The organism is Pseudomonas shiyinii (assembly GCF_056725765.1).
Genome location: NZ_CM161522.1, coordinates 159,530 through 172,581, shown reverse-complemented (window position 1 = coordinate 172,581; position 13,052 = coordinate 159,530). Strand labels below are relative to the sequence as shown.

10 protein-coding genes are annotated in these 13,052 nt (G+C 64.9%); 5 read left to right on the top strand and 5 right to left on the bottom strand.

Features of this window, described 5'->3' with window-relative positions; genetic code table 11:
• Positions 1 to 191: 191 nt before the first annotated feature.
• A complete protein-coding gene (locus ACXHGZ_RS00790; protein WP_224459250.1) occupies positions 192 to 824 on the bottom strand; it encodes a response regulator in 633 nt (210 codons plus the stop codon).
• 9 nt (positions 825 to 833) lie between these two features.
• The gene (locus ACXHGZ_RS00785; protein WP_480461950.1) at positions 834 to 3,221 is read right to left on the bottom strand and encodes a PAS domain-containing sensor histidine kinase; all 2,388 of its coding nucleotides are present in this window, start codon (positions 3,219 to 3,221) and stop codon (positions 834 to 836) included.
• 95 nt (positions 3,222 to 3,316) lie between these two features.
• Here ACXHGZ_RS00785 and ACXHGZ_RS00780 point away from each other — a divergent pair, with 95 nt between their 5' ends.
• Entirely contained in the window at positions 3,317 to 4,315 is a 999-nt protein-coding gene (locus tag ACXHGZ_RS00780; RefSeq protein WP_480461949.1) for an alpha/beta hydrolase family protein, read from the top strand.
• 175 nt (positions 4,316 to 4,490) lie between these two features.
• On the opposite strand, the gene ACXHGZ_RS00775 is transcribed toward ACXHGZ_RS00780, so the two are convergent.
• The 3 genes from ACXHGZ_RS00775 to ACXHGZ_RS00765 are packed head-to-tail and all read right to left on the bottom strand — an operon-like array spanning position 4,491 to position 6,944.
• Positions 4,491 to 5,255, bottom strand: a complete 765-nt coding sequence (locus tag ACXHGZ_RS00775; RefSeq protein WP_480461948.1) for a DnaJ domain-containing protein — start codon at positions 5,253 to 5,255, stop codon at positions 4,491 to 4,493.
• A gap of 1 nt (position 5,256) precedes the next feature.
• Positions 5,257 to 5,928, bottom strand: a complete 672-nt coding sequence (gene murU / locus ACXHGZ_RS00770) for an N-acetylmuramate alpha-1-phosphate uridylyltransferase MurU (protein ID WP_480461946.1) — start codon at positions 5,926 to 5,928, stop codon at positions 5,257 to 5,259.
• Positions 5,925 to 6,944: an aminoglycoside phosphotransferase family protein gene (locus tag ACXHGZ_RS00765; RefSeq protein ID WP_480461945.1), complete on the bottom strand. Its 1,020-nt coding sequence runs from the start codon at positions 6,942 to 6,944 to the stop codon at positions 5,925 to 5,927. Before ACXHGZ_RS00765 ends, murU begins: the two co-directional genes overlap by 4 nt.
• A 130-nt stretch (positions 6,945 to 7,074) precedes the next feature.
• Between ACXHGZ_RS00765 and ACXHGZ_RS00760 the strand changes: the two genes are divergently transcribed.
• From ACXHGZ_RS00760 to rsmA, 4 genes are read left to right on the top strand one after another with little or no spacing between them, the layout of a single operon-like run.
• Complete coding sequence (locus ACXHGZ_RS00760; protein ID WP_480461943.1) at positions 7,075 to 9,885, top strand: LPS-assembly protein LptD; 2,811 nt, start codon at positions 7,075 to 7,077, stop codon at positions 9,883 to 9,885.
• Positions 9,866 to 11,182, top strand: coding sequence for a peptidylprolyl isomerase (locus ACXHGZ_RS00755; protein WP_480461941.1), 1,317 nt, complete (start codon positions 9,866 to 9,868; stop codon positions 11,180 to 11,182). Before ACXHGZ_RS00760 ends, ACXHGZ_RS00755 begins: the two co-directional genes overlap by 20 nt.
• Positions 11,179 to 12,168 carry a 4-hydroxythreonine-4-phosphate dehydrogenase PdxA gene (gene pdxA, locus ACXHGZ_RS00750; protein ID WP_480461940.1) on the top strand — a complete coding sequence of 330 codons (990 nt, stop codon included), beginning with the start codon at positions 11,179 to 11,181 and terminating at the stop codon, positions 12,166 to 12,168. Before ACXHGZ_RS00755 ends, pdxA begins: the two co-directional genes overlap by 4 nt.
• Positions 12,165 to 12,965, top strand: coding sequence for a 16S rRNA (adenine(1518)-N(6)/adenine(1519)-N(6))-dimethyltransferase RsmA (gene rsmA / locus ACXHGZ_RS00745; protein ID WP_480461938.1), 801 nt, complete (start codon positions 12,165 to 12,167; stop codon positions 12,963 to 12,965). The genes pdxA and rsmA overlap by 4 nt, the downstream gene beginning before the upstream one ends.
• The last annotated feature ends 87 nt before the right edge of the window (positions 12,966 to 13,052 follow it).

Genomic DNA, 13,052 nt, shown 5'->3' with positions numbered 1-13,052 from the left:
CTCATAACCGTTGGATTTTGCGGACTCTTTGTAGGAGCGGGCTTGCCCCGCGATCAAGGGCGAAGCCCTTGCCAGGCGATGGTATCGGGCCAGGCCCAATCGCGGGACAAGCCCCAACACATGGGGCTGGTCTGTGCGCAGGGCTGGGTGATCTCCCACAGGAGACCGGCGCCTGGGCACGGATGTCGTAATCACACCAGCTTGTGCTCCATCGCGTATTTCACCAACTCCGCCAGCGAATTGACCTTGAGCTTCTGCATCAGCCGCGCCTTGTGGGTACTGATGGTCTTGCTCGACAGCGCCAGCTGCTGGGCGATGTCATTGACGTTGGCGCCCTGGGCCAGGCGCTCGAACACCGAGAACTCGCGCTCCGACAACAGCGTGTGCAGCGGCCGGGTCTCGGTCAGGCCGACCTCGAAGACCATGCGATCGGCCAGGGCGGGGTCGATATAGCGCCCACCGCTGGCCACCCGGCGGATGGCGGTCAGCAACAGGGCCGGGTCGCTGTCCTTGGTGGCGTAGCCCGCGGCACCGGCCTTGAGGGCCCGGGCGGCCATCTGCGCCTCATCGTGCATCGACAGCATCAGGATCGCCGGCGGGTTGTGCAGGGCGCGGATCCGCGGGATCGCCTCCAGGCCGTTCACCCCTGGCATGGAGATGTCCAGCAACACCACCTCACACGGCGCCTGGCGCAAGGCCTCGAGCAGCTGTTCGCCATTGCCGGCCTCACCCACTACCTGCATGTCCTTGGCCAGGCCGATCAACTGCTTGATGCCCTCGCGGACAATGGTGTGGTCTTCGGCCACTAACACACGTATCACGATCGCTCTCCCCTACCCCAACGCAATGGTCACACTCAGGCTACAACCTTCACCCGGCTCGCTGTCCAGCTCCATGCTGCCACCGAGCATCAGCACACGCTCACGCACCCCCACCAGGCCGAACGAGGTCGGCCTTGCCTGGTCACGCGCAAACCCCACGCCATCGTCGATGACGGTCATACGCAGGTGGTCCGCCTCGCAGGCCAGCTCGATCTGCACGGTATGCGCCTGAGCATGGCGCATCACGTTGGTCAACGCCTCCTGAAGAATGCGGAACAACCCGGTGGCCTTGGCGTCGCTCAACGCCGGTAGGTGATCCGGCACCTGCACCAGGCAAGGAATCTGGGTACGCGCCTCGAAGCGTCGCGCTTGCCATTCGATGGCCGAAGCGATGCCCGCGTCGAGGATCGGTGGGCGCAGGGCGGTGGCGACATCACGCACCAACTGGAACAGCTGGGCGATCAGGCGCTTCATGCTGGCCAGCCGCTCGTTCAGGCCCGGGTCCAGCTCGGCATAGGCCAGTTCGCACATCGAGACTTCGAGCTTGAGCACGGTGAGCATCTGCCCCAACTCATCGTGCACCTCCCGAGCAATGCGGGCCTTTTCCTCCTCGCGCACGCTCTCAAGGTGCGCCGAGAGTTCGCGCAACTGCTCTTGGGAACGCGCCAGTTCGAGCTCGACCCGCTTGCTCTGGGTGATGTCCCAGACAATGCCGTCCCAGACCACGCGGCCGTCGGCCAGCCGCCGCGTACTGGCCTTGATGTCGGCCCAGCGCTGCTCGCCCTGGCGCGTGAGGATCCGGCCCTGCCAGGACCAATCCTGGTCAGTGGCCAGGGCCAGGTCCTGGACCCGGTGATAGTCGGCGCGATCCTGCGGATGCACGAGGTTGCGCAAGCCCATGTCGGGCTGCTGGATCTGCGCGGGCGTGTAACCCACCAATGCCTCGCTGCCCTCACTGATGTACGGGAACTCCAGGTCACCCTCGGCCGGGTCACGCTCCAGGCGAAATACCAGCCCCGGCACGTTGCCAGCAATCCCCTTGAGCCGCGCGTCGCTCTCGCGCAAGGCCGCCAGGGCGCGGCGGCGCTCGGTGACATCGGTGAGGAACACCACCAGGTATTCGGCGTCGCGAAAGCGCAGGAAGCTCAGCGACAGCTCCACCGGCAGCAGGCTGCCGTCGCTGTGCAGGCACTGGGTCTCGAACTGCTCGGCACTGCCATCACCGCTGCGGACCCGCTTCCACAGCTCCAGCCAGCGGTCCATGTGCAGGTTCGGTTCGAAATCGATCAGCGGGCGGTCGAGCAATTCACCCTCGCCACGGCCGAGCATGCGTTCGGCCGCATGGTTGGCGTAGCGCACATGGCTGTCCCAGTTGACCCAGAGGATGCCGACCGTGCTCTGGTCGATCGAGAACTGGCTAAGGCGCAGCGCTTCCTCCCGGGCCTGGCGTTCCACCAGGTTCTCCCGTGCGGTCAGCAGGTGACGCTCCAGCTGGTGCTGCTGCCGGCGCTGCCACAGCAGCGTGGCCAGGGCGCAGATCAGCAACAGGCCGAACAGCAGCGCAAGGTTGCGCCAGAAGCCCGCGGTATCGCCCAGGCGTGGGTACTTGGGCTGCAACCAGCGCTGGTGCAGTTGCTCCAGCGCCTTGGCGGGAATGGCCTGCAGGCCTTGCTCCAGGATGTCGGCCAGCATCGGCCAGTCGCGCCGCGAGCCGATGCGCAGCAATTGCGGCAAGCCGATATCGCCAACCACGGCCAGGTCGCCGAACTCGCTCTCCCGGGACAAGCCACTGAGCCTTGCCTCGTCCAGCACCGCATAGCTGGCCTGGCCGCCCAGCACCAGTTGCAGGGCCTGGCGCTCGCTGGGCACACCCTGCAGGTTCAGGTTGCTGTAGTTGGCTCGCAGGTAGTCGGCCAAGGCACTGGGCATGCGCACCGCGACCCGGTCGTTGACGCCGAGCTTTTCCAGCTCGACCGCCAGCGCCCCGGTGCGCAGCCCGACCACCAATTGGGGCACGCGCATATAGGGGTCGCTGAACGACCACAGGCGCAGGCTGGCCGGGGTTTGCGTAAGGCCCGGGGCGAAATCGACTTCGCCGGCGCGCAGGGCCTGCTCCAGAGCGGCCTGATCGGAGAAGTTGCGCCAGGTAAGGTCCAGCTCCAGGGCGCGTGCAAGCTGGGTCACCAATTCCACGTTGGCCCCATAGAGCTGTTGCAGGCGCCGATCGAACTGGGCGTAGGGCGCTTGCAGCACCAGGCCGACCCGCAGGCTGCGATGGCTGTCCAGCCATTGCTGCTGGGCCGGCTCGAGCACCACCGAAGGCGCAGGCTCGGGCCGGGCCAACGCGATCAAGGGCAGCAACATCCAGCCGATAACCAACAGGCGACGCACTCGCTTCATCTATACGCTCGTCTTGGCAAGGGCGGCCATCATGCATGGCCGTCACGGACAAATACTATTAGGCTGCCGGTATCACTCTGGCCTTGGGTAGATCCATGTTCACACTTTATCGCACGACGCTGGCAGTGTTCTGCCTGGCTTCGCTCTTGCCGCTCGGCACACAGGCCGCCGACGCGCCAGCAACCCAACCTGCCGAAGAATCGGCCACCGCCCCTGCACCCCGCCCGCCCCTGGCAGAACGCAGCCAGGAAGACGCCCAGGCGCTCGAACGCACGGTGCCCAAGGCTGAACAGCAAAACTTGCAGGCCGGCGCCGACAGCTTCCTGGCCCTGTGGAAACCGGCCAACGACAGCGACCCCAAGGGGGCCGTGATCATCGTTCCAGGGGCCGGCGAGAATGCCGACTGGCCCAATGCGGTCGGCCCGCTGCGCCGCAAGTTTCCCGATGTCGGCTGGCACAGCCTGAGCGTGAGCCTTCCGGACCTGGTCTCCGACAGCCCGCAGCCACGGCTCGACAATACGCCACAGGCCCAGCCTGACAAAGGCAAGGGCGAGGCGGCTCCGGCCAAGGACACCCCGGAAGATGCCAACGCCAACGTCGCCCAGGCCACCGCGCCCGATGCCGACACGGCCGAAAGTACCGACGCCAAGGACGCCAGCGAACAGAACGACCAGGCCGATGCCGAACGCATCTTCGCCCGCCTCGATGCCGCCGTGGCCTATGCCCAGCAGCACGAGGCGCGCAGCATCGTGCTGATCGGCCATGGCAGCGGCGCCTATTGGGCGGCACGCTACCTGAGCGAGCGGCAACCACCGCAAGTGCAGAAACTGGTGATGGTCGCGGCGCAAACGCCGGCAAGGGTCGAGCACGACCTCGAAAGCCTGACGCCGACGCTCAAGGTGCCCACTGCCGACATCTACTACAGCACCCTGCCGCGCGACCGACGCGCCGCCGAGCTGCGCCTGCAGGCGAGCAAGCGGCAGAAGAACGCCCCCTACCGGCAGTTGTCGCTGATCGCCACGCCGGGCAATGCAGCGGCCACACAGGAACAGCTGTTCCGACGGGTACGCGGATGGTTGATGCCGCAGGAATAAAGTACGCCTAGAGCCGACTGCCTGTCAGTTAAGGCCCCATCGCCGGCAAGCCGGCTCCCACCTGCCCTGCGCTGCTGTTGTAGACACCGCGGAACCTGTGGGAGCCGGCTTGCCGGCGATGGGCGGCGGAGCAGCCCCAAATGCAGCCGATAAGGCTTAACTGACTGGCATTAGCCTAGAGCCCCCGCCGTTTACGAACCATGGCGTACGCCTGGTGCAGCTCGCGGGTGCGCTCGGTAGCTTCACGCACCCGCGCCTCGCTGGCACCGCTGCCGGCCAGCTTGTCCGGGTGGTGCTTGCTGACCAAACGCCGATACGCCTGCTTCACCTGGTCGATGTCGGTGTCCGCCTCGATGCCAAGCAGGCGCAAGGCCGCCGAATAGGTCATTACCCCGCGTTCCGGAAGCGCTTTTCGCGGCTCGTATTCCAGCGCCAGGCCAAGGACCTGGGTCCGGGTCAGCCCCAGCTCGCGGCCCCATTTCAACAGCAGCTCGCGCTCACGGGTACCGGCCTTGCCGTCCGCCCAGGCCATCCGGCAGCAGGCGCGCAAGGTGCCTTCGGCCGCATGGGGTTGCAGCCTGATCCGTTGCAGGTAACGCCCCAACCGATCCTTGCCCGACTTGCCGCGGTTGAACGCGGCGATCGCTCGCAGCCTCGCGGGCTCGGTCATGGCCAACCGGGTCATTTCCTGGCGGGCCTGCTGGATATGCCCCTCGACGACCCGGCCATCGCTTTTCGCCAGGCGCCCGAGCAACACGAACAACAGCTCCTCGTCCCGCAACGCCGGGCGCCCGCCCAGGCGTTCGCGCACATCGTCCCAGCTCTGCAGGCGCAGACGCCGGTCCATGGCCTGGCCAAGCAAGGCGCCAAGCAGTGCGCCGGGAATGCTGGCGATGGCGAAACCGGCGCCGGCCCCAATCACTGTGCTCGGCCACCACATCTCAGGCGCGCCCGACGATCAGGCGCTCGACCTCGGCCAGGCGCTCGAGGGTGCCGACATCGACCCAATGGCCCGCATGGTGCTCGCCAGTGACCTGCCCCTGGCTCATGGCCTGGCGCAGCAGGGGCGCCAGCTTGAAGGCGCCGGGCTGGCAACCGTCGAACAGGGCGGGATCGAGTACCGAGATGCCGCTGAAGGTCAGGGTCCCGGGCGCATCGTCGCCGTCCACGACCTGCTCGCCGGCCAGGCGGAAATCGCCCCGCCCGTGATGGCCTGGGTTGTCCACCAGCACGAGGTGGGCAAGGCCGGCCAACGGTGCGCGCAACCGGGCGAAGTCGTAGTCGGTCCAAATATCGCCATTGACCAGCAGGAACGGGGCATCCCCCAGCAACGGCAGGGCCTTGAAGATACCGCCACCGGTTTCCAGCGGCTCGCCTTCTGGCGAATAGCGGATGCTCAGGCCAAAGCGGGCGCCATCGCCCAGATGGTCTTCGATCTGCTGGCCAAGCCAGGCATGGTTGATCACCACCTCGGTGAAGCCTGCTCGGGCCAGGGCCTGCAGGTGGTACTCGATCAACGGCTGGCCAGCCACCGGCACCAACGGCTTGGGCGTGTGCAAGGTCAGAGGGCGCATGCGTTCGCCCTTGCCCGCCGCCAGGATCATCGCCTTCATGGACGAGCTCCGGCTTGGAGCTCGGCGATCAGCTGGCCCAGCTCGGCCAACTCGGGGCGGCGGCTGATGACCTCGTCGATGTAGGCGAAGAAGCGTGGCACGTCGGACAGATAGCGGGGCTTGCCGTCACGGTGGCAGATGCGGGCGAAGATCCCGATCACCTTGAGATGGCGCTGCACGCCCATGAGGTCGCTGGCGCGGTGGAAGTCCTCGAAATCGGACTGGACAGGGATACCGGCCGCGCGCGCTTTTTGCCAATAGTCGCGCAGCCAGCCTTCGACACGCGCCTGGGGCCAACTGACGAAGGCGTCCTTGAACAGGCAGGTGATGTCATAGGTCACCGGGCCGTACACGGCATCCTGGAAGTCCAGCACGCCAGGGTTCGGCTCGCTCTGCATCAGGTTGCGTGGCATGTAGTCGCGGTGCACCAGCACCTTGGGCTGGGCCAGGGCGCTGTCGATCAGCAACTGGCTGACACGTTGCCAGCTCGCCTGCTGCGCCTCGGTGAAGGCCAGGCCCAGCTCCCGCCCTACGTACCACTCCGGGAACAGCTCCACTTCGCGGCGCAGCAAGGCGTTGTCGTAGCTGGGCAGCGGCGCGCTCATCGGCAAGCGCTGGAACGCGAGCAAGGCTTCGATGGCATCAGCGAACAACGGATCGGCGTTGTCGGCATCGATGATTTCCAGGTAGGTCTTGTGCCCCAGGTCACCCAGCAGCAGGAAGCCACGTTCCAGGTCCTGGGCGTGGATAGTGGGGACATGCACGCCGGCGCTGGCCAGCAGATGATCGATCTCGACGAACGGGCGGCAATTCTCCTGGGGCGGCGGCGCATCCATGATCACGAAGCTGTGGCCAGCGGCCTCCCAGCGGAAGTAGCGGCGGAAGCTCGCGTCGCTGCTGGCCGCGGTCAGGCGGCCTGCGGGCACTTCGCCCCAGGCGTTGTCATGGAAAAGGTGGGCAAGCTGTTCATCGAGCCAGGCGGTCAGTTGTTGCAGGCGTACATCGTGATCGGGCATTACAAGGGTCTCCGACGGCCCTAGCCGTCAAGCGGGTCATGCTTTATTATCCAGCATCTTTTTCAGACCATCGAGAGGCGTGCGGCCCCACACGCGGGCAGATGGCACGCAGGAAGCCCGGACTAATAAGATGGCATTGAAATCCCCCGCGTTTCGTAGAAAGTTTCCGTTGCTGGTGACTGGCGGCCTGCTGGCCCTGCAACCTCTGGCCACGTCATACGTGGTGGCAGCCGAGCAGTTCGACTGCCAAGTGTCCGCCTCTGGTGGCTGGGACTGCAAGCCCAAAACCACTGCCAGCAACCTGCCACCGCGCCCAGTGCATGAAGGTGCTGCGTTGAGCTCCGGCGGTGACGCCCAGGTGGCCGAGACCGATGCCGACGGCGAACCCAAGCCGGTGCTGGTCACCGAAAGCAAGGGCCGTGGCCTGAAGTCGCGCAGCGAAGACTACAGCCACCTGGACTGGGTGCCGCGCGACAAGCTCACCGCCGCGCAGTTGGCCGAGACCGGCCCGTACTGCGGTGGCGCGTATATCGAGCCGACACGCCCGGGCATGGACGACACCACGCCCCAGGATGAGTCGCCGACCTACCTGAACGCCAAGGTTTCCCGCTACCAGCAGGAGCAGCAGATCGCCACCCTCGCCGGTGACGTGGTCATGCGCCAGGGCAGCATGCAGGTCGAGGCCGACGAGGCCAACCTGTACCAGGCCGAGAACCGCGGCGAGCTCAAGGGCAACGTCAAGCTGCGCGACAAGGGCTCGCTGGTCGTCGGCGACCAGGCCGAGATCCAGCTGGACACCGGCGAGGCCAAGGTCGACAACGCCGAATACGTGATGCACCAATCGCACATTCGCGGCAACGCGCTGTATGCCAAGCGTGGCGAAAACGCCATCATCCGCCTCAAGGACGGTACCTACACCACCTGTGAGCCGGGCAGCAACGCGTGGCAGCTCAAGGGCAACAACATCACCCTGAACCCGGCCACCGGCTTCGGCACCGCGACCAACGTCACCCTGCGGGTCAAGGATTTCCCGGTGTTCTATACACCGTACATCTACTTCCCGATCGACGACCGTCGCCAGTCCGGCTTCCTGCCGCCGTCGTTCAGCACCAGCAGCGACACCGGCTTCATGCTGGTCACGCCGTACTACTTCAACCTGGCGCCGAACTACGACGCCACCTTGTATCCGCGCTACATGGCCAAGCGTGGCTTGTTGATGGAAGGCGAGTTCCGCTACCTGACCAAGTCCAGCGAAGGCCAGTTCGGTGCTGCGTACCTGAACGACAAGAACGACGATCGTAAAGAGCAGACCGACTACAAAGAAAAGCGCTGGATGTACAACTGGCAGCACAAGGGCGGGCTGGATTCGCGCTTGATGACTGAGGTGGACTACACCGATATCAGTGATCCGTTCTATTTCCAGGATCTGGAGACGGGGCAGATTGGGGTCGAGAGCCGCGATGTAGTGGATCAGCAGGGTGCTATTACCTATCGGGGTGACAGCTATCGGGCACGGTTGAATGCGCATGCGTATGAAATGGCGACCATTTCGCGCGTTACGCCATATGACAAGCTGCCGCAGATCACGCTCGACGGCATGCTGCCTTATCATCCAGGCGGGTTCGACTTCACTTATCAGACAGAAGCTGTTCGCTTTGATCGTGACCTGAAGGACGACTTTGTCAGAGATGAAGATGGCAACCCTGACTTCTCCGCAGGCGCTGCTGGCCGCCGCCTTGACGAGAATATTTCCGGTATTGCCCGTGCAAACGGTACCCGTCTGAATGCTGCTCCCGCTATCAGCCTGCCGATGGAAGCCAGCTATGGTTTCCTCACGCCGAAGCTGAAGTATGTCTATACGCACTATGATCTGGATCTGGATAGCCAAGGCAAAGCGCAGGCCGCAGCTCAAGCTTCGCGGCCTGGCTATGGCAGCTACAGTAGCTCCCTGAATCGAAACGTTCCGATCTTCAGCGTCGACAGCGGCCTCTATTTCGATCGCAATACCCAATGGTTCGGCAAGAACTACCGCCAAACCCTCGAACCGCGCCTATTCTACCTCTACGTTCCGTATGAGGATCAGAAGGACATTCCGGTGTTCGACACCAGCGAGTCCTACTTCAATTACGCCTCGCTGTTCCGTGACAATCGTTTCAGCGGCTCCGACCGCATCGGTGACGAGAACAAGCTGTCGCTGGGTGTGACTAACCGCTGGATCGAGGAGAATGGATTCGAACGTCAACGCTTCAGCATTGGCCAAGCGCTCTACTTCAAGGATCGCAAGGTACAAATGCCTGGTATTGATTATCGCGACCGCGACGACGCGCAATCTGACGTTTCACCTTACGCGCTCGAATACCAGTACGCCTTCAACCGCGATTGGCGCTTCAACTCCGACTACAACTGGGACCCGGACAGCCGCAAGCCACGCTCGGGCAGCGCGATGTTCCACTACCAGCCGGAAGACAATCCAAACAAGATCGTCAACCTGGGTTATCGCTACCGCAACGACCTGGTTCGCTTCGACTCGCTGACCGGCCGCTGGCAGGTAGGCGGTGGCGACTACGGCACCCCTGGCAGCCCGAACTACGTCAAGGACTACTACAAGATCCAGCAGCACGACTTCTCGGTCATCTGGCCGGTCGTACCGCAATGGAGCGTTATCGCCCGCTGGCAGCACGACTACAACCGCAACCGCACCCTGGAAGCCATGGGCGGTTTCGAGTACGACAACTGCTGCTGGAAGCTACGCCTGATCAACCGCTACTGGCTCGACTACGACGACTTCAGCCAGGCCGTTCCGCAAAACGAGAAAGGCGACCACGGCGTCTTCCTGCAAATCGTGCTCAAAGGCCTCGGCGGCGTTGTGGGCAACAAGGTCGAGTCGTTCCTCGACGAAGGCATTCAAGGTTACCGTACACGTGAAGACCAAGCTTATTGATCGCCTGCGCCCGCTGATGCTGGGCGCCGTATTGCTGAGCAGCGCGGTGCATGCCGCTGTTCCCCTGGACCACATCGTGGCCATCGTCGACAACGACGTGGTCATGCAGAGCCAGCTGGACCAGCGCGTGCGCGAAGTGCAGCAGACAATCGCCAAGCGCGGCGGCGGCGTGCCGCCGGCCGGTGCCCTGGAGCAGCAGGTGTTGGAACGCCTGATCGTCGAGAACCTGCAGCTGCAGATTGGCGAACGCTCCGGCATTCGCATCACCGACGAGGAACTCAACCAGGCCATCGGCACCATTGCCCAGCGCAACGGTATGTCCCTGGACCAGTTCCGCGCCGCTCTGGCCCATGACGGCCTGTCGTTCGACGATGCCCGCGAGCAGGTCAAGCGCGAGATGATCATCAGCCGCGTGCGCCAGCGCCGCGTGGCCGAGCGTATCCAGGTGTCCGAGCAGGAAGTGAAGAACTTCCTCAACTCCGACCTCGGCAAGATGCAGATGTCGGAAGAGTACCGCTTGGCCAACATCCTCATCCCGACCCCGGAAGGCGCCAGCTCCGACGCCATCCAGGCTGCCGCACGCCAGGTCGGCGATATCTACCAGCAGCTTCGCCAGGGCGCCGACTTCGGCCAGATGGCCATCGCCCGCTCCGGCAGCGAAAACGCCCTGGAAGGCGGCGAGATGGGCTGGCGCAAGGCTGGCCAGCTGCCACCTGACTTCGCCAAGATGCTCAGCAGCATGTCGGTGGGCGACATCACCCAGCCGATCCGCATCCCCAACGGCTTCATCATCCTCAAGCTCGAGGAGAAACGCGGTGGTGGCGAGAACGTGCTGCGTGACGAAGTCCACGTACGCCACATCCTGATCAAGCCAAGCGAGATCCGCAGCGAAGCGGCGACCGAGCAACTGGCCGAGCGCCTGTACGACCGTATCCAGAATGGCGAAGACTTCGCCGAGCTGGCCAAGAGCTTCTCGGAAGACCCAGGTTCCGCGCTCAACGGCGGCGACCTCAACTGGGTCGACCCGAACAGCCTGGTGCCGGAGTTCCGCGAGCAGATGGCCAATGCCCAGCAGGGCGTGGTGACCAAGCCGTTCAAGACCCAATACGGCTGGCACGTGCTGGAAGTGCTGGGCCGCCGCGCCACCGACAGCACCGAGAAGGCGCGCGAACAGCAAGCGCTGACCGTGCTGCGCAACCGCAAGTACGACGAAGAGCTGCAGACCTGGCTGCGTCAGATCCGCGACGAAGCCTACGTTGAAATCAAGCTGCCTGGCGCCGACCAGGCCGCCCAGTGAAGCCCCTGCGCTTCGCCGTCACGCCCGGCGAGCCGGCCGGCATAGGCCCTGACCTGTGCCTGCTGCTGGCCGCCGAGGCCCAGCCTTACCCCCTGATCGCCATCACCAGCCGTGACCTGCTCGCCGAGCGGGCCACGCAGCTGGGGCTGGCTGTCAGCCTGCTGCCGGTCAGCGCCGATGCCTGGCCCGACCAGCCGGCCCCCGCCGGCAGCCTGTACGTGTGGGATACGCCACTGGCGGCGCCGGTGGTGGCCGGGCAACTGGACAAAGCCAACGCCGCCTTTGTTCTGGAAACCCTGACCCGCGCCGGCCAAGGCTGCCTGGACGGACATTTCGCCGGCATGATCACCGCCCCGGTGCACAAGGGCGTGATCAACGAAAGCGGCATCTCCTTCTCCGGCCATACCGAATTCCTGGCCGACCTGACCCGTACCACCCAAGTGGTGATGATGCTGGCCACCCATGGCCTGCGCGTGGCCTTGGTGACCACTCACCTGCCCCTGCGGGACATCGCCGACGCCATCACCGCCGAGCGCCTGGAGCGGGTCACGCGCATCCTGCACGCCGACCTGCAGAGCAAGTTCGGCATCGCCCAGCCCCGCATCCTGGTCTGCGGCCTCAACCCGCATGCCGGCGAAGGCGGCCACCTGGGCCGCGAAGAAATCGACATCATCGAGCCAGCACTGCAACGCCTGCGTGCCCAAGGCATGGACCTGCGTGGCCCACTGCCGGCCGATACCCTGTTTACCCCCAAGTATCTGGAGCACTGCGACGCAGTGCTGGCGATGTACCACGACCAGGGCTTGCCCGTACTCAAGTACAAAGGCTTCGGCGCCGCCGTCAACGTGACCCTGGGCCTGCCGATCATCCGCACGTCGGTCGACCACGGCACCGCCCTGGACCTGGCCGGCACCGGCAAGGTCGACACCGGCAGCCTGCGCGTGGCCCTGCAAACCGCCTACCAGATGGCCGAGAACCGACCATGAACGAGCACTACCAACACCGGGCGCGCAAGCGCTTCGGCCAGAACTTCCTGCACGACGCCGGCATCATCGACCGCATCCTGCGGGCGATCAATGCCAAGCCCGGCGAGCACCTGCTGGAAATCGGCCCGGGCCAGGGCGCCCTCACCGAGGGGCTGCTGGGCAGCGGCGCACAGCTGGACGTCGTCGAGCTGGACAAGGACCTGGTGCCGATCCTTCAGCACAAATTCGCCGGCCGCGGCAACTTCCGCCTGCACCAGGGCGACGCCCTGAAGTTCGATTTCAACCAACTGGGCGTCCCGGCGCGCAGCCTCAAGGTGGTGGGCAACCTGCCCTACAACATCTCCACCCCGCTGATCTTCCACCTGCTGAACCACGCCGACCTGATCCGCGACATGCACTTCATGCTGCAGAAGGAAGTGGTCGAGCGCCTGGCCGCAAGCCCGGGCGGTGGCGATTGGGGCCGCCTGTCGATCATGGTGCAGTACCACTGCCGGGTCGAGCACCTGTTCAACGTAGGCCCAGGCGCCTTCAACCCACCGCCCAAGGTGGATTCGGCCATCGTACGCCTGGTGCCCCACGAGACCCTGCCGCACCCGGCCAAGGACCCACGCTTACTCGAGCGCATCGTTCGGGAAGCCTTCAACCAGCGCCGCAAGACCCTGCGCAACACCCTCAAGGGCCTGCTCGACAACCAGGCCATCGAAGCCGCCGGCGTCGACGGAAGCCTGCGCCCCGAACAGCTCGACCTGGCCGCCTTCGTGCGCCTGGCCGACCAGCTGGCCGAGCAACAAGCCTGATATTGGCTACCCCATCGCCGGCAAGCCGGCTCCCACAGTATCGCGGTGTCTCTGAAAACAGCGCAGGACAGGTAGGAGCCGGCTTGC